General features: G+C 52.9%; 14 protein-coding genes. 3 read left to right on the top strand and 11 right to left on the bottom strand.

The window, feature by feature from the left end:
• Window positions 1–24: 24 nt before the first annotated feature.
• Both HMPREF0574_RS06765 and HMPREF0574_RS06760 read right to left on the bottom strand, forming a co-directional pair.
• Window positions 25–885 (bottom strand): exodeoxyribonuclease III, encoded by an 861-nt coding sequence (locus tag HMPREF0574_RS06765; protein ID WP_004007982.1) that lies wholly within the window; start codon window positions 883–885, stop codon window positions 25–27.
• 139 nt (window positions 886–1,024) lie between these two features.
• A complete protein-coding gene (locus HMPREF0574_RS06760; protein WP_013188812.1) occupies window positions 1,025–1,852 on the bottom strand; it encodes an HAD-IIA family hydrolase in 828 nt (275 codons plus the stop codon).
• Between the two features lie 199 nt (window positions 1,853–2,051).
• Here HMPREF0574_RS06760 and HMPREF0574_RS06755 point away from each other — a divergent pair, with 199 nt between their 5' ends.
• Window positions 2,052–2,903 (top strand): SDR family NAD(P)-dependent oxidoreductase, encoded by an 852-nt coding sequence (locus HMPREF0574_RS06755; protein WP_004007980.1) that lies wholly within the window; start codon window positions 2,052–2,054, stop codon window positions 2,901–2,903.
• 20 nt (window positions 2,904–2,923) lie between these two features.
• Here the strand turns inward: HMPREF0574_RS06755 and HMPREF0574_RS06750 are convergent, their stop codons facing one another.
• The 4 genes from HMPREF0574_RS06750 to HMPREF0574_RS06735 are packed head-to-tail and all read right to left on the bottom strand — an operon-like array spanning window position 2,924 to window position 8,046.
• The gene (locus HMPREF0574_RS06750; RefSeq protein WP_004007979.1) at window positions 2,924–4,456 is read right to left on the bottom strand and encodes a sugar ABC transporter ATP-binding protein; all 1,533 of its coding nucleotides are present in this window, start codon (window positions 4,454–4,456) and stop codon (window positions 2,924–2,926) included.
• Between the two features lie 49 nt (window positions 4,457–4,505).
• Window positions 4,506–5,507, bottom strand: a complete 1,002-nt coding sequence (locus HMPREF0574_RS06745; RefSeq protein WP_004007978.1) for a substrate-binding domain-containing protein — start codon at window positions 5,505–5,507, stop codon at window positions 4,506–4,508.
• A 2-nt stretch (window positions 5,508–5,509) separates the two neighbouring features.
• On the bottom strand, window positions 5,510–6,586 hold the full coding sequence (locus HMPREF0574_RS06740) for an ABC transporter permease (protein ID WP_004007977.1): 1,077 nt from the start codon (window positions 6,584–6,586) through the stop codon (window positions 5,510–5,512).
• 5 nt (window positions 6,587–6,591) lie between these two features.
• Entirely contained in the window at window positions 6,592–8,046 is a 1,455-nt protein-coding gene (locus HMPREF0574_RS06735) for a xylulokinase (RefSeq protein ID WP_004007976.1), read from the bottom strand.
• A gap of 185 nt (window positions 8,047–8,231) precedes the next feature.
• On the opposite strand from HMPREF0574_RS06735, the gene HMPREF0574_RS06730 reads away from it, so the two are divergent.
• Entirely contained in the window at window positions 8,232–9,656 is a 1,425-nt protein-coding gene (locus tag HMPREF0574_RS06730; protein ID WP_236585948.1) for an ROK family protein, read from the top strand.
• A 109-nt stretch (window positions 9,657–9,765) separates the two neighbouring features.
• Here the strand turns inward: HMPREF0574_RS06730 and fbaA are convergent, their stop codons facing one another.
• Together fbaA and pyrE are read right to left on the bottom strand one after the other, a co-directional pair.
• On the bottom strand, window positions 9,766–10,791 hold the full coding sequence (gene fbaA / locus HMPREF0574_RS06725; RefSeq protein WP_004007974.1) for a class II fructose-bisphosphate aldolase: 1,026 nt from the start codon (window positions 10,789–10,791) through the stop codon (window positions 9,766–9,768).
• 188 nt (window positions 10,792–10,979) lie between these two features.
• On the bottom strand, window positions 10,980–11,525 hold the full coding sequence (pyrE, locus tag HMPREF0574_RS06720) for an orotate phosphoribosyltransferase (protein WP_049776691.1): 546 nt from the start codon (window positions 11,523–11,525) through the stop codon (window positions 10,980–10,982).
• 47 nt (window positions 11,526–11,572) lie between these two features.
• Between pyrE and HMPREF0574_RS06715 the strand changes: the two genes are divergently transcribed.
• Complete coding sequence (locus HMPREF0574_RS06715; RefSeq protein WP_004007972.1) at window positions 11,573–12,265, top strand: TrmH family RNA methyltransferase; 693 nt, start codon at window positions 11,573–11,575, stop codon at window positions 12,263–12,265.
• Window positions 12,266–12,303: 38 nt separating this feature from the next.
• Here HMPREF0574_RS06715 and HMPREF0574_RS06710 read toward each other — a convergent pair whose 3' ends face one another.
• The 3 genes from HMPREF0574_RS06710 to HMPREF0574_RS06700 all read right to left on the bottom strand — a co-directional run bounded on the left by HMPREF0574_RS06710 (window position 12,304) and on the right by HMPREF0574_RS06700 (window position 16,862).
• Entirely contained in the window at window positions 12,304–13,254 is a 951-nt protein-coding gene (locus HMPREF0574_RS06710; protein ID WP_004007971.1) for a serine hydrolase domain-containing protein, read from the bottom strand.
• Between the two features lie 23 nt (window positions 13,255–13,277).
• Window positions 13,278–13,925, bottom strand: a complete 648-nt coding sequence (locus HMPREF0574_RS06705; RefSeq protein ID WP_004007970.1) for a TetR/AcrR family transcriptional regulator — start codon at window positions 13,923–13,925, stop codon at window positions 13,278–13,280.
• A 189-nt stretch (window positions 13,926–14,114) separates the two neighbouring features.
• Window positions 14,115–16,862 (bottom strand): ATP-dependent Clp protease ATP-binding subunit, encoded by a 2,748-nt coding sequence (locus tag HMPREF0574_RS06700; protein WP_036324950.1) that lies wholly within the window; start codon window positions 16,860–16,862, stop codon window positions 14,115–14,117.
• Window positions 16,863–16,976: the final 114 nt, after the last annotated feature.

The following is a 16,976-nucleotide window of genomic DNA, read 5'->3' as shown; positions in this document are numbered from 1 at the left end:
CGAACATCAGGAGGCTGACGGAATCTATTCAAAATCGACTATTACCGGAGCATGGTCGGAGGGTTGTTCCCCATCACGTTCGGCTGTGTCAATATATGCGCCCGTCACTCGAGAAACCAGACGGGGGGTAGCCAGGGCAAAGTCGATTTTCATGCCCTGGTTACGCCGCCAACGGGCGCGTTGGTAATCCCAATAGGTCCAACCGGGGGCAAATTTCCGCGTGATTTCAGTCAAGTTTCCCGGTAGACCCTCGATAAGGTCATCGTGGAGGGTGACCGCATCGGCGACCGTGTCGGGGTCTAGGAGCTTGGCGAACACTTGCCGTTCCGGTTCGGAAACATGGGTCGCCCCGGCAAAGTCCGCCATGTCCCACACGTCCTCGTCACGGGGAGCCACGTTGAAGTCTCCCAGGTATAGACCCAAACTTTCCGGATCTGTATCCAGAGTACGAATCACGTGGGAACGCAGAGAATCGAGCCATTTCAGCTTGTATTGGTAGTGAAGATGACCGACTTCGCGGCCATTGGGGACATAGAGGGACCAGCACTCCACCCCGGCCACACGTACCCCCAACACTCGTGGTTCCAGCTGGGGCGGTTTGGGCGGGACGGAAAAGTACGGTTGGTCGATAGCGCCGTAAAACTCAGTGCCCAGCAGGTGGGCGCTAATCCCTTGGCGTGCCGCCACTGCTACCCCGTTCCACTGATTCAGACCGTTGACAAACACCTGGTAGCCAGCAGTTTCAAAAGCCAGGGTGGGGAACTGATCGTTACGGCACTTGATTTCTTGCATCGCCAGAACGTCAATGTTTTCACGTTCCAGGAACGCCGTCACTCGATTCACTCGAGTGCGAATCGAATTCACGTTCCAAGTCGCAATACGCACCGTAACCTCCCTACAAATCAGCGTTTCCCAGTCTATCGAATTCCCGTTTTTCCTGGGCAAGGATAACTGAATTCGGGCAGCCTTTGCGAGAGCTTAAACGCGCGCCAACTATCAATCGTGGACGACTCGCCCCGTGAGGCTACACTCGCGCGATGATGTCAGCAATCGAGTCCACGACTTCGTTAGGTCGATATGAAAAATCAGTGATGTGTTCACGATGCGTGGAGCCGGTCAGCACCAGGAACGTATGCAAGCCAGACTCTACCCCTGCCAGCATATCCGTCTCCATCCGATCACCAATCATGGCGGTTTCTTCGGAGTGCGCGCCAATCTTGTTTAAGCCGGTGCGGAACATAACCGGGTTGGGTTTGCCAATGAAGTACGGATTCTTGCCGGTGGCAGCCGTAATCATGGCGGCAACTGCGCCGGTGGCAGGAATGGGACCGTCCTTGGTGGGACCGGTCTTGTCAGGATTTGTGGCGATAAACTTGGCGCCCTTGCTGATGAGCTGCACCGCGGTTGCAATCTGATCAAAAGAGTAGGAACGCGTCTCACCCAACACCACATATTCCGGATTTGTGGAGGTCATGACATAGCCAGCCTGGTACAGGGCGGTGGTTAAACCGGCTTCGCCCACCACATAGGCGCTAGATTTCGGGGACTGGGTTTTCAGGAAAGAGGCGGTCGCCAACGCGGAAGTCCAGATACGTTCTTCGGGAACCTCCAGCCCGGAGGCCTCTAAGCGCGCGGAGAGGTCACGAGGGGTAAAGACGGAGTTATTGGTCAACACCAGGTATTCCCTACCCTTGTCCCGCAGGGCTTGCAGGAACTCCGCTGCCCCCGGAATCGCTTTAGTTTCGTGTACCAATACGCCGTCCATGTCGGTGAGCCAGTACTTGATAGGTTTCATAACTGGAGTGATTTCCTTTTCCCGTTCCTCTTTCGTGCCGAAAGTCGCGTCCATCATCGCTTCAAGTTTGTCAGCTGTGTGGCTTTTCAATGTGTTTCCCTCATATTCCTTCGGTCCCCAGAATCTGGGGTGACGACAGAATCCAAACGCCGCAACACCGGCAAAGACTACCGGACGCACCGGCTTTGGCAACTCAAACGTTCACTAATAAGGTTATGCAATAGATGAATTTATTGCAATGATTGGGTGATTTTTTGTGGTGAAATGGGCGCTGATTACGGGAGCTTCCAGCGGTTTAGGCGAAGAGTTTGCTTGGCAGTTGGCTGCCGAACCGCTCAACGTCGTGCTGGTCGCCAGACGTCAAGAACGTTTGCAGGCTTTGGCGCAGCGGATTCACGCCACTTTGGGCGTTGAAACGGAGGTCTTGGCTCAAGATTTGTCCACCAAGACCGGTCAGGACGCGGTCATTCGTCGTCTCCGTGATGATTCCCGCCCGATTGCGGTGCTGGTCAACAACGCGGGTTTTGGCCTGGGACAAAACTTTGTGGGCGGTCAGTGGGAACGCGAGGACAATGCTCTAGAGGTAATGGTGCGGGCATTGTGTCGACTGACGTTTGAGGGCGCCCGAGCAATGAGGTTGCGAACTCATCGCCACAAACCTGGAAAAGTGGAACGTCTGTTACAAATGCTAATCGGGCGACCCGCGATTGGAAAAGTCTCTGGAGGCGGAGCAATTATCAACGTCTCGTCCGCCACGGCATACACCGCTATGGGCACCTACGCGGCGATAAAGACGTGGGTGCGTTTCTTTAGCGAGTCAGTTTCCACTGAACTGCGCGGCACCGGCGTATCCGTTACCGCCCTGGCACCTGGTCTAATGAAAACTGAGTTTCACCAATCAGCCCAGATGAACGCCTCAGTCTGGCCTGAATACGGATTCATCAGTCCCGAAGCGGTCATCACCGCTGCCATCGAAGCAGCCCGCCGTCGCCGCGTCCTGGTCACCCCGACCGTTCGGTACAAAATTGCGATGGCAGGCGCACGCCTAGCTCCCCGCTGGCTGATACGTACCCTGTTCAACTCCCGCCTGTTCTCCCGGGCACTCTGAGTGCCGCAATTTTAGAGTGTTTAGTCTTTTGACCAAGCCAGCTTACGCAACCTTTGTACGCTGAAATTCGCGACGTCCTCTGGTTCACAGATATTGCGTCCTTGCGCAAAGACACATACGCGGTCAGAGACTTCAAGGATTTCTTCTTCTTCCGAAGAAACTACAACCACGGCTACCTGCTCTTGATGCGCCATATCCTTAAATATGCGGTGGATCTCTCCTTTGGCGCCAATGTCTACACCTTTAGTGGGCTCATCAAGCATCAGTAGCTTCGGATTTAACGCAATAGCTCGTCCCAACAAAACTTTCTGTTGGTTTCCGCCCGAGAGGCTGACCACAGGCCCCTGAAGATTACCTCGAATTTGGAGCCTAGCGAGTATCTTCTGCATCGTAGAATCCATTTTTTTCAAACTTAACCAAGTAAGTTTGCTAAATTTTTTCGTAACAGGTAATGAGGTATTTACTATTGGTGATAGTTGCGGAACTATACCGTCCATTTTTCTTTCTTCAGTAACATAGACCAAACCTGCTTTTAATGAGTCAACAGGTTTATATCCTTTAAAAGATTTACCTTGAACAGAAATACTTCCGCTTTCGATTGGATGCAATGTGCCCAGCGCGCGGAGGAATTCTGTTCTCCCCGAACCAATTAGACCATAAATACCAAGCACTTCTCCAGGATAGATATCAAGATTAACGCCTTTTAATGCTGCAGAACGAAGATTCCTCACCTGTACTAACGGCTCACCGCGCCCCTGTACTTTCGACGTTTCTGAAGTGGGCACAGATACAGCATCTCTCTTTGGCTCTGAATCAAGAAGACTCGATACGTCTTCCCCGGCAATAGCCACCACCACGTCTTCATGAGAAACTTCATTTACATTACCATCAATGCGAACTTTTCCGTCAACTAAAGCAACAATTCTGTCACAAATCCGATATAACTCATCAAGCTTATGGTCGACGATTAGTACACCGATATTGGACGTTTCTGCCAGGTTTTTAATGTATTTCAAAAGCGAATCAACCTGTTCGCCTTCCAGAGAGGTCGTTGGCTCGTCTAAAAGTAAGTATTTGATATTTTTAGACGTAGCAACAGCAATCTCCAAAAGCTGGCGAGTTGCCACAGCATAATGCCCCAGGGGCGCATCAACGTTTACGTCGATGCCGAAACTCTTTACCAGCTCTTTTGCCTGGTTGCGCATTTCCTCCTTTTTTAGTCCTTTCCAATCAGACTTTTCTCTTCCCAAAAACACATTTTGCGCAACCGTCAGATTCGGCAACAGTGACAGCTCTTGGTAGACGGTTCCCACGCCCTTAGCTAGGGCATCTGCTGGTGAAGCAAAGTTAACTTCTGTACCGTCAATCAGCACTTCCCCGCCATCTGCACCGTGAGCCCCCGAAAGGACTTTCAACAGGGTAGATTTGCCGGCGCCATTGTGACCCACTAAGCCGACAATTTCACCGGGGTGAATTTTGATAGAGACGCCTGCGAGAGCAGGCACCGAAGAATAATATTTCGCAATATTTCTTGCTTCAAATACTTCCATCATCGCAGGCGTCTCCTTCCTTCTCGATGAAGGTTTACTGATTGGTTATTAATTAGCCGACTTCCCCGGGAGCGGGTGTTTGACCCTTAGTGAACAGTTTCAGGGGTCGAAGAATGTTATCTTCCACCTTATCTCCACCTATATAAGTCTTAATCTGCTGTACGGTACGACGACCATAGTCTTCTGGTTCCTGTGCTACACAGGCGGGATAGGCGTCGTTTGTCTGCATTTCCGAGGCGCAAAAACCGTAAACCTTAATATCCTTCCCCGAGGCTTTAACCGCCTCCACGGCACCTTGTGCAGCGGGACCAGTAGATGCAAAGATTACGCTGATTCCAGGGTGCCCCTGCAACATCTCAGAAGTCACATTTAACGCGTCTGTGAGCTTAACATTGCCATCGACTTCAGCTACCACCTTGGCATTGGGATTCTTTGCAATAGCCTTCTTGAAACCTTCGTCACGTTCTACCACTACAACCTCATCAGGTTCGGTGACAAAACCAATTTCCATTGCAGTGTCAGCACCCAGGTCTTTCATAATCTGCTCAGCCATCTGAGCCCCACCAGCCGCGTTATCAGCTCCTAGGTATTGAACTACCGATGCACCTTGTGCTTTCAAAGCATCGGGATCAGCCGAGATATTGACGGTAAACACCGGGACACCCTTGTCGTTTGCGGCCTTGACAATAGCAGCTGCAGGTTCAGATTTAACCGGGTTCAACGCCAAGGCACAGGGATTCTTACCCAGCATAGCCTGGGCTTGAGCCAGCTGATTGGCATCGTCATCATTAGCAATTTGAACTTCGACTTTGAATCCATTCTTGGAGCCTTCGTCTTCAAAGCCTTCCTTCATGGCTACATAGTAGGGATTCGTCTGGTTGGGCAATAGTACAGCCAAATAGGGATTGTCTCCCTTACAGGCTTCCGGAATGGATGCTGCTCCATTATCCTTTCCAGGACTTCCGGAAGTCCCGGTATCCAGCGCATTGCCGCAGGCGGATAGGGCGAAGGCAGCAAGCGCACCCGCGCCTATGGTTGCAAGAATTTTTTTCATTTCTATCCTTCTTTCAGTGAGGGTTGTATTTTTTGATCATCTTTTACACTCGTTGAGTGTCCAAGCGTTTCGTCTCCTTGCGTAGGAGAATCTGAATCAATTGCAGAGTCAGTAGTTTTCGTAAAATGCTGAAGCAAACGGCGCATCGAAAAGCCCTTGCGATTTGTATCAATGAGCACACCAATCAAGATAATTACGCCAATGACCAGAGGTTGCCAATAGGAAGATACGCCAATGACATTCATACCGTTTGAGACTTCGGCAATGAGCAGCGCCCCCAGAAAAGCGCCAGGAATTGAGCCAATCCCACCAAATAGTGAAACCCCGCCAACCACAGCTGATGCGATTGAATAGAACTGTTCAGTTCCAGAACCTGCTGTGGGATATCCCACCATCAGCCGCGAAGCGGTGATAATGCCACCACAGGCTGCGGTCACACCGGAAATTACGTAAACCAGGACTGTAATCTTGGCAACGTTGATACCAGCCAATCGAGATGTTGCCGGATTACCGCCAACTGCATAGATGTGTACCCCAGTGGCGCTGTGTCGAAGGAATAATGCACAAAGGACAGCTGCAATTAAGACCATAACTACAGGTATCGGGATTCCGAATAGACTCCCGCGACCGAAAATCGCAAACATGGGATCCGAAACAGTAACAGATTTCGCATCCGTGAGAATCTTTGGAATCGATGCCGAAATGCCAAAAGTCGCGAAAGTGACGATAAAAGGCGGCATCTTGCCCCAATACACCATTGCCCCGTTGAACAGTCCCACGACAACACCCACAAGTAAGGCGATGAGGGCTGCTGCCCACCAAGGAACACCGGATTGCATCGTTAATGCAGCAATCACTCCGGTCAAAGCGATGTTGGACCCCACAGATAGGTCGATACCACCTGTTAGCAGTACAAAAGTCTGACCCAAGGCCAAAAACAACACCACAGAGCCATTGAGAAATAGTACTTCAAGGTTATCTAAGGTGCGAAAAGCTGGGGAGATAACACCCATGATGATACCTACAGCCAGGACCACTCCGGCAACTCCCAGCTCTTGCGGTAGACGAAAATCTTTCATCTCGCTTACTCCAATTCTAACTGTGTCGTATCGGCAAAAAGGCCATTAACTTCTTGATAGCGTTCCATAATAAAAGGTTGCGATTGCGCGGTGTATGAGGAGGTCAGCCGGGGTGACCAGACAGGCGGACGAGTTCCTCCGTTTAGAACCCATGCAGCCTGGCGCGCGGCGCCATCGGCCACATATTCTCCAATCTCCGGTATAGTCACCTTCACCCCTAAGACAGACGGAGCAATACGTCTCACTGCCTCGGACTTTGCCCCGCCTCCAATGAGGGAAACTGCGTTGACTTCCACGCCTAATCTCTTGAAGATTTCGAGACCGTATCCCACTAGACACAGCATCCCTTCAACTGCAGCTCGAGCTATATTCGACGCGGTCAAGTTATCCCCTCGAATGCCCAAGAGAGAGCCGGTAGCTAACGGCGCATTCGGAGTGCGTTCGCCGGTGAGATAAGGAACCATCACCAAACCTTCAGACCCTGGAGGCGCACTCAGTGCAAATTCGGAAAATCTCTCATAATTGACACCTAAGGCTGCCGCCGTAGTATCAAGCACTCGAGACGCGTTGAGCGTGCACACTAACGGGAGGTAATTTCCGGTCGCATCTGCGAAACCAGTAACTTCACCGTTTTCATCACAGGTGGGTTTTTTCGAAACTAGGGAGACGACACCTGAGGTCCCCAGAGAAATAATGACATGACCAGGTTTCTGGTCAAGACCCAGGGCAGCTCCGGCGTTGTCCCCAGCTCCGGGACCTACAAGCATTTCTTTACCCTGCACGCTAAATTCGCCTACAGGAGTATGGGGACCGAGAACTTTCGGAAGAATCAGGTCCGTGCCCGTTTTGCCTGCGGCTAACTCCAAAATGTCTGGTAGGTAGACGTTTTCCACGGGATCAAAATAACCGGTGCCAGATGCATCTGACCTATCTGTCACTAAATCCGTGATTTTGTTCCTCTTGGTGATTTTCCAGGTCAGGTAGTCATGCGGAAGGGCGATTGCACGGGTTCGGGAGAGATTCTCGGGTTCGTTCACCGCGAGATGACGCAACTTACTGACGGTGAGTGACGAAACCGGTACCGAACCCGTCTTTGCTACCCAGGCTTTCCGTCCTGCAATAGCGTCTCCCTGCCCTAGCTCTGTAATTAAGTCCTTGGCATCAGCTCCCGCGCTGGTATCGTTCCAGAGCACGGCATCACGAACGACTTCCCCGTCCTCGTCCAAAGTAACCAGCCCGTGCTGCTGACCCGCTACAGAAATAGCGCAGATGTCTTCCAAGCCTCCTGCTTGCTGTGCCGCTTCGTCGAAGGCTCGCACCCAAACCGCAGGATTAACTGTGGTTCCTGTACGATGAAATGCCATTCCAGAACGCACCAGCGCACCCGTGTCGGCATCACGAATCATGATTTTGCATGACTGTGTCGAGGAATCTATCCCTGCTACCAACCGGTTACTCACGTTCCACCTCATCGTGTCACTAGACTCTGAACCTCTCCGTTTAGAGTCACCTTTGTTGCACTATGCACATTAGCACCATCGAATAAATCCTGTCAAGCATTTTTTTAACATTTTTCTATGCGAGGCATTCATTCAACTTTCCTCTGATTCATGGGCAACTACCCGGGAAAGGGTTTGTTTCGTTCATGGATACTGCAAAAATTCTCTATCCATCAAGAGCGTTAAGTTGCTTCTGGCAACTAATACTTTCAAAACAGGCTAACGAAAGACTAATTTGGGTTATGATTGTTCCAGATGACGAGGGAGTCAACTTGAGTCGAACAGCCAAATCAAAAAACACATCCTTGCAGTCCGCGGATCACGAAGTCCCCGGCATGCGAGCAGAGTCCTTACGTAATCACAATCTGCAACTGCTGACCTACCGAATCATTACCGGATCTGAAGTCATGTCAAGAGCCGACCTGGCACACGAAACAGGACTAAACCGCTCAACAGTAACCAGGCTCATAGAACATCTACTGGACTTCGGCATCATTAGGGAAGGCTCTACCCGTGTCGGACCTTCCGGCAGACCTTCCATCATGTTGACTCCAGCCAGACGTACTCACGGGGGCATAGGTGCCGAAGTCGGTCGAGATTACATCAGCGCCTGCGTGATGGATTTGCGCGGAAACATCATTGCCGAACAATTTGACCAAGTTGACGTACCCGCCTACTCGCCTCAAAGTACCCTTGGGAAACTTGCAACCATGGTGAACGAGTTAACTTCCCAAATACAACACTCGGGTTTGTCTCTGTGCGGGATTACTTGTGGATTTTCGGGAATTATTTCGTCCTCAACCAGTAACTTGCACATGTCACCTCATTTGGGATGGAGAAACATTGATTTGGAGAAACACTTCCGCTCGAAGCTCCATATCGAAGTACCGGTTGATTACCAGAACACAGCGAATCTTTCTGCGTTAGCAGAAAGTATCGCCCGACAAAAAACCGGTCATGAGCTCAGCGACTTTATTTTCATTTCACAAAATAGCGCAATCGGTTCTGCTCTAGTACTAGATGGAAAAGTTTCCTCCGGCTTGCATGGATGGGCTGGTGAAATTGCACACATCGCAGTCAGCGATGAAGATAAGCCCTGCGATTGTGGAGCAGTGGGATGTTTGGACGCGTATATTGATAAAGCGAACCTTCTGGAACGAGCAGGCTTACCCGCAAATGCTCCGTGGGAACAACTATTTGCGAGCTTACACAAGGGCAACGCCCAAGTGACCGAAACAGTAAGGCTTTGTGGGAGATATCTGGGACGAGCTCTGTCCACCTACATAAACCTGGTTGATGTCACCACCATAGTCTTGGGCGGAGTACTGAAAAAATTACTTCCCTATTACGAAGACGCACTTCGCGATGAACTTACCCGTCGCGCGCTGTGCTCTAACTGGATGGAAATCGACTTACAAGAATCAATTGTTAAAGAAGGTTCTTCTTTGCAGGGTGCTGCTTGGAATTCTTTGTTGCGCTTCCTCAGTGCCCCAGAATCGTGGCAACGTCCTACTGATATTGCCCTGTCTTATTTCCCGGTTGATGAAACACCGACAACTTTCATCGACTGAGGAAAAGTTACCTCAAAATTGATTGTATAAATATCTTTGTCACTAATTATCATCTGGATAAAAACGGAGGGGAACCTGGACAGGCTCCCCTCCGGAAACAGAAGTGAATTTACTTCATCTTGGTGCCGACAGACCCCAGACGTTCGCAAGCCTCGACGACGCGCGCCGCCATTCCGGCTTCTGCAGCCTTGCCCCAAGAACGCGGGTCGTACTGCTTCTTAATGCCGACTTCACCGTCTACCTTCAGCACACCCTCGTAGTTCTTCAGCATGAAATCCGCGACCGGACGGGTGAAGGCGTACTGGGTATCGGTGTCAACGTTCATCTTAATGACGCCGTTGGCTACCGCGGTGGCGATTTCTTCAGCCGTGGAGCCGGAGCCACCGTGCATCACCAAGTCGAACGGACGGTTTCCGGCGTTAAAGTGAGCGCCGACTTCTTCCTGAATGGTGCCCAAGAGTTCAGGACGCAGCTTGACGTGACCCGGCTTGTACACGCCGTGGACGTTGCCGAAGGTCAAAGCGGTCAGGTATTGACCATTTTCACCCAAGCCCAGCGCCTCAACAGTCTTAATGCCATCCTCGGTGGTGGTGTAGAGCTTTTCGTTGATTTCCCCAACAACGCCATCTTCTTCGCCACCAACGACGCCGATTTCTACCTCCAGGATGGTCTTGGCTGCGGCAGCCTTCGGCAGCAGACGCTTTGCCACTTCGAGGTTCTTTTCCAGAGGAATGGAAGACCCATCAAACATGTGGGACTGATAGAACGGTAGACGACCAGCTTTAACTTCCTCAATTTCCAAGTCGATGAGGGCCTCAGTCCAAGACGAGAGCTTGTCTTCAGTGCAGTGGTCGGTGTGGATAGCCACGTTGACCGGGTAATTCTGAGCAACTTCACGGATGTAAGCGGCCATTGCCAGCGAACCTGCCACGCGATCCTTAATCGTCGAGCCAGACCAGTATTCCGCACCGCCCACGGACACCTGAATGATGCCGTCAGATTCGGCTTCAGCAAAACCACGCAGGGCAGCAGTCACAGTCTGCGAGGAAGTCACGTTGATTGCCGGGTAGGCAAACTTGTTTTCCTTGGCGCGCTTCAGCATTTCCTTATAAACTTCGGGGGTTGCAATGGCCACGATTATCTCCTTTTATGTAGCATCGAATTGTCATGTTGACGTGTTCTATTCTTGCACTTTTGCACACATTTTTCGCGTCTATTGCGGATTTCCCAGTCTGACCTAACCAAAGGGCGATACCGTGCTGTCGCTGCGAGCCCGGCACAAGGGGTGTCGGTAACGCCGTCTGTGGAGTTGACTCTAAATTGTCAGGACAGCCCCAGGTCAGATAAACCCAGCGCCGCAAAATAGGGGTAGCCAGCGGCTTCAATCTTTTCTTTCGCCCCGGTGGCACGGTCGACCACCACGGCGACTGCGAGGATTTCGGCTCCCGCAGCTTTCAGCGCTTGCGCAGCTTGGAGGGGGGAGCCACCGGTAGTCGAGGTATCTTCCAGGACGACTACCCGCTTGCCCGCCACGTCCGGGCCTTCAATCTGGCGTTTCATGCCGTGGTCTTTTGCTTCCTTACGTACCACGAAAGCATCTAAGCTTAAGCCTCGGGCCGCCGCCGCGTGCAGCATCGCCGTCGCGACCGGGTCAGCCCCCATTGTCAGCCCGCCGACGGCGTCGATTTCCGAGACTGGGAACCCATTTTCTTCCAGTAAATCCAGCATGACATGACCAATCAACGGGGCAGCCTCGTGATGCAGGGTGGCGCGACGCATATCGACATAAAAGTCGGATTCTTTCCCCGATGCGAGAGTGACTTTCCCGTGGACAACGGAGAGGGTTTTCACAAGTTCAGCGAGTTTCATCAGCTGTGGATCATTCTTTTTCACGCTTTAAGCATAAAGTGTAAAGCGTGGAAGAGAACAATAAACCGGTAGATGCTCCTCCAGCACTGGCAGATTATGCAGCGGGAGCGGTAGGGGTGGGACCTTGGCCGGCGAATCAGCCCATGCCAACCGACCCCCACTATGACCCGGAATTGTTGCGGGACGGTGATACTCGCAATGTACCTGACCGCTACCGCTATTGGCGGCAAGAAGCCATCCGCGACGAACTGGACCGATTATTACAATCTGGACCGGGGGAGCCTACGTTGGAAGTCGCAATTGAAAATGTGGGACACGATTTCAATACCGGCTCCATCATCCGTACCGCGAACGGTCTGGGTGTGCGTCACGTACACATCGTGGGCAGGCGGCGCTTTAACCGCCGCGGCGCCATGGTCACCGACCGTTATCTGCACCTGCACCACCACCCGGAGGTACAGGACCTGGTGTCGTATGCTGCCCAACAGGAACTCACGATAGTGGGAATGGATAATTTTCCCGGTGCGGAACCGTTGGAAACCGTGACACTGCCCTCGCGCACCCTAATGGTTTTCGGCGAAGAATCGCAGGGTCTGACCCCCGCTATGCAGAACGCATTGGAACGATTAGTACAGATTACACAGTACGGTTCGACACGGTCGCTGAACGTGGGGCACGCTGCCGCCATCAGTATCTGGGCGTGGCGGCGAGCTTATCCGCCACGCCCCACAAACTCTTAACCAGAGAAGTCAGAACCAAATGTCCGTACCGTCGAGTTTCAATGTTGCGCCAAGAGAGCAAGTTCACGAATCTGAGCGTTAAGGTCGGACCACAGTGCCCGATGCACCGGACCAAATTTTTGTGCTCCCAAGAATGCCCCCGCCACGCCGGCAGCGCGGTCCACCCAGATAAACGACCCCGACTGACCAAAGTGCCCGACGACCTCCGGAGGAAATGACGCCGGCAGATAGTGGGGCGACTTCACGCCGTGCAGTTCCACGCCCATCGCCCAGAGATTGTCCTTTTGCGGCCCATAGCCCGGAAGCAATCCGCGCAATCCCGGATGCTGCGGTGCGCAAAATCTATCGAGGTCCTGCTCGGTAAATCCCAGCACTCCCGCTTCGGGGCAAAGCAGCTCCCCTGCCAGACGAGCCAAGTCAGTCACAGGACCGACCGCACCCCACGCCGGAGAATGCGACAAAATTGTACCGCTCATTCCAAGAGGCTCTAAAACTGCTTCCCGCACCCAGTCCGTCCACGATTTCCCCACGACCTTTTCCGCTATCGCCCCAGCCAGCTCGAAGTTGTAGTTCGAGTAGATTCGCTTAGTAAACGGCGCGATTGCGCGCGCATCGGGACGAGAAATCCCGAGCTGCACCCCCAGACGAGGTCGGTCTGGAGCAGTTTCTGGAGCGTCAAAAGGCAGTCCTGAACAGTGCGAAAGTAAGTCCACCAGATTCACCCCCGGCGCTACAGGGGAGCCGACCGGGGTGTTTAGAGACAACACGGGGGCGCGCTGAGATTGCCGCCAAAATGCCAACGCCACCAAGAATTTGGTGACTGACATCCAGGGAAATGACCGCTCCACCGCGGCGGGCGTGGATCCAGTGGTCCAAACATATACATCCCCGTTAGCCTGACGCGATAAGACCGCTAAAGCATAGGGAAAGTCAAAGCCCTGGCGCGCCGGCAGGTGCGCCAGAGTGAGGGAACCGAATGCGACACTCATAGGTCTTTACCAATCGGTACAGTTTAATGAATCCAGCCGGACTCCCGGTAGTGCAGTAACAGCCCCTCTTGGTGCTGTGGCAAGAACACCGAGATGAAATAACGTGCCAGTTCCTCAGAAGCATCAAAATCGCGGTCATAAAGCCAATGAATCAAGATGCCGTTAAAGACTGCAGCCTGAATCTCTGCCAAACGCAGCGGATCTTCCGTGGCGCTAACTTTTCCATCCTGCTGCAGGCGGGACCAAGCCCGCCTTAAAATGCTGAGCAAACGCGCGGAACGGCGCATGTAATGATCGTGCGCAGGATGGATTTCCGAGCAGGCTTCAACCATCATCATGCATTCCACTTCGATAATCATGGGATTTTCATTCAGCCGAGAAGTGACCTCTAACAGGGTATCTAATACCGGCAACGCATCTAGCTTCTCGAGGTTATCCAGGTCAAAACCGAGCTGTTTTTCGTAGCGCTGCACGACGCTCATTAGGAGCACCTCTTTGGAGGGAAAGTGATAGATAACCCCCGGATGCGAAATTCCCACATGACGAGCTACGTCGCGCAAAGACATACCGTGATAGCCGACTTCAGCGAGTAAATCGACAGCTGCGTCCAGAATTGCTTCCCGCCTCGCTAACCCCGATTGATAGGGACCACGCTCCCGCTTTTGCGCCACTGTGACCTCTCTCGCTGGTAGACCAACACCTAAAAACCTATTCCCAGCAAAAAGCCAGGAAACTCACACCTAATCATAACTTACCACTCGGTAAACTTCCACGTTTTGAGAAGCGTTCTCAGGAACATAAAACCACTCAAGGCGGCACGGAATTGTCTCCGCGCCGCCTTGAACAGGCAATTTACTGGATTATTGGGCGTTTTTTACCCTTAGCTCCAGTCGATATTGGTCTGACATTGGTCCTGTCAATTCACTCAAGTCTCCAGATTTTATTAAATCTGTGGGACTGAAATTGGGCATGTCCACGACCACGGTCGAACCGGGCGTAATGTCCCCCGCCAGCAGCTTTTCTGCCAGCTGGTCGCCAATCTCGCGTTGAATCAAGCGACGTAGCGGGCGCGCTCCGTAAGTCGGATCGTAGCCCGTGACCGCCAGCCAAGATCGCGCCGACTCGGTGACTTCGAGGGTCAACTGAGATTCCGCCAAGCGCGTGGTCAACTGGTGAATCTGGATGTCGACAATCTGTTCCAAATCCTCGGTAGACAGAGCCTCAAACATGATGGTTTCGTCCAAACGGTTTAAGAACTCCGGTTTGAATGCGGCACGCACTAAATCCAAAACTTGGCGATGCGCCTCTGCCGGATCAGCCTCACGATCAATCAGGAACTGAGACCCCAGGTTCGAGGTCAGCACCAGAATGACGTTGCGGAAATCAACCGTACGCCCTTGACCGTCAGTCAATCGACCGTCATCAAGCACCTGCAGCAAAATGTCGTAAACATCCGGATGCGCCTTTTCGACCTCATCGAGCAACACCACCCCATAAGGGCGCCGCCGCACCGCTTCGGTCAGCTGACCGCCTTCTTCGTATCCGACATAACCCGGAGGGGCACCAATCAGGCGCGCGACCGAGTGCTTCTCACCATATTCACTCATATCAATACGGGTCAAAGCCTTTTCATCATCAAACAGGAAATCAGCCAGAGCCTTCGCCAGCTCGGTCTTGCCTACCCCAGTCGGTCCCAGGAACAGGAAAGAGCCTGTCGGACGATTCGGGTCGGAGACTCCTGCACGCGCCCGACGCACCGCATTCGACACCGCGCGCACGGCATCCTTTTGCCCAATCAAGCGTTGCCCCAGGTATTCCTCCATGTGCAGCAGCTTTTCAGATTCGCCCCGGAGCAGCTTGCCCACCGGGATTCCAGTCCAAGAGGCGACTACTTCCGCAATCTCGGCAGCATCGACTTTCTCAGCAATCATGGGACCGTCTTGCGAGTCGCCAGCATCCGGATGACCAGGTTTTGTACTGTTTGTTCCAGAAATGGCGGAATCGGTGGGAGCGTGCCCCGCCGCACTCGACTGGTTCGAGGACTCGCCTTCCGCTGCCGTAATCTGGGCTTGAATCGCTGGAATTTCGCCATTTTGCAGACGTCCTGCGTCTTCCCAACGCCCCTCGCGCATGGCTTGCTCCAGAGCCGTATTCAGTTCGTCCAGCTTTACGCGCAGTTCGCCGACTCGGTTATGACCCGCCTTTTCGGCTTCCCACCGCAGGTTTAGCCGATCTAGCTGCGCCTGCTTTTCATCCAAACTGGCTTGCAGTTGCGCCACGCGCCCCTCGGTCGCCGGATCCTCCCGGTTCGGGTCGGAGGCGTTCAAATAGGACAACTCCATATTGACCCGCTCCACTTCTCGGCGCAGAGAGTCAATCTCCTCCGGCGAGGAATCCAGCTCCATCCGCAGCCTAGACGCCGCTTCGTCAATCAAATCGATAGCCTTATCTGGCAGCTGACGACCGGAAATATAACGGTTAGAAAGCTGTGCGGCAGCCACTAAAGCCCCGTCCGCAATAGTCACCTTGTGATGAGCCTCATATTTCGGAGCTATGCCACGCAAGATGGCGACGGTGTCCTCCACGCTGGGCTCCCCCACGAATACAGTTTGGAACCTCCGTTCCAAAGCCGGATCCTTTTCAATGTGCTCGCGGTACTCGTCCAAAGTCGTCGCCCCCACTAGACGCAGCTCTCCGCGCGCCAGCATGGGCTTCAGCATGTTTGAGGCGTCCATCGACCCGCCACTGGCTCCCGCCCCGACCACGGTGTGAAGCTCGTCAATGAAGGTCACCACTTCACCTTCAGCGTTCTTGATTTCTTCCAGCACTGCCTTCAGCCGTTCCTCGAACTGACCGCGATATTGCGCCCCCGCTACCATCGCTGCCAAATCAAGAGCAATGAGATGCTTGTGCTTGAGGGAATCGGGCACGTCTCCCGCTACGATACGTTGGGCTAGACCTTCTACCACGGCGGTCTTGCCCACGCCGGGCTCCCCAATCAACACCGGGTTATTCTTGGTGCGGCGACTCAGCACCTGAATGACCCGCCGGATTTCGCTGTCGCGCCCAATTACCGGGTCAAGTTTGCCATCCATAGCCCGCTGGGTCAGGTCATCGCCGTATTTTTCCAGGGCTTTAAACGTAGCTTCGGGGTTCGGGGAGGTCACTTTGGCGTCTCCGCGAATCTTTTTAATAGCTTGGCGCAGTTTTTTGTCGTTAGCTCCCGCATCGCGCAGAATCTTGCCGACTCTGCCCTCATTTTCAGCCAACCCCAACAGTAAGTGTTCGGTAGAGACATAATCATCCCCCCGCTCTTGCGCTTTCGCACCAGCTGCACTAATGACGTTTAGCATAGCTTGGGAAGGCTGCGGTTCCGCCACAGATTCACCGGTCGCCCCCGGTAAAGACGCCAGTTCACGGCGTACCTCCCGACCAATAGCGTCAGCATCAGCCACACTGCTGAGCACTTCGAAGGCAATTCCTTCACGGTCTTCCAGTAGCGCAGAAAGCAGGTGTATCGGTTCAAGCATGGCATTGCCAGCCGCCCCCGCGGTACGCAGTGCCGTTGCCAGAGCCTCCTGAGACTTAGTCGTAAATTTTTGATCCATAGATATCATTCCCTTCGCCTTTTCGGCACTTAGATAAACAGTATTTGCGGGCGGCGTATTCCGCGACACAAGGGTAAAAACCGATTTTCACCCTTTGCGTAATTTGGAAACAAT

It is taken from the genome of Mobiluncus curtisii subsp. curtisii ATCC 35241 (assembly GCF_000146285.1).
GTDB classification, from domain to species: domain Bacteria; phylum Actinomycetota; class Actinomycetes; order Actinomycetales; family Actinomycetaceae; genus Mobiluncus; species Mobiluncus curtisii.
This window is presented reverse-complemented; position numbering and strand designations above follow the sequence as displayed.

Bases quoted from the DNA above. Each gene is read 5' to 3' on its own strand.
- HMPREF0574_RS06730 (WP_236585948.1), top strand. From the start codon at position 8,232: ATGGATACTGCAAAAATTCTCTATCCATCAAGAGCGTTAAGTTGCTTC.
- HMPREF0574_RS06740 (WP_004007977.1), bottom strand. From the start codon at position 6,586: ATGAAAGATTTTCGTCTACCGCAAGAGCTGGGAGTTGCCGGAGTGGTC.
- HMPREF0574_RS06700 (WP_036324950.1), bottom strand. From the start codon at position 16,862: ATGGATCAAAAATTTACGACTAAGTCTCAGGAGGCTCTGGCAACGGCA.
- HMPREF0574_RS06710 (WP_004007971.1), bottom strand. From the start codon at position 13,254: ATGAGTGTCGCATTCGGTTCCCTCACTCTGGCGCACCTGCCGGCGCGC.
- HMPREF0574_RS06760 (WP_013188812.1), bottom strand. From the start codon at position 1,852: ATGATGGACGCGACTTTCGGCACGAAAGAGGAACGGGAAAAGGAAATC.
- HMPREF0574_RS06745 (WP_004007978.1), bottom strand. From the start codon at position 5,507: ATGAAAAAAATTCTTGCAACCATAGGCGCGGGTGCGCTTGCTGCCTTC.
- pyrE (WP_049776691.1), bottom strand. From the start codon at position 11,525: ATGAAACTCGCTGAACTTGTGAAAACCCTCTCCGTTGTCCACGGGAAA.
- HMPREF0574_RS06750 (WP_004007979.1), bottom strand. From the start codon at position 4,456: ATGATGGAAGTATTTGAAGCAAGAAATATTGCGAAATATTATTCTTCG.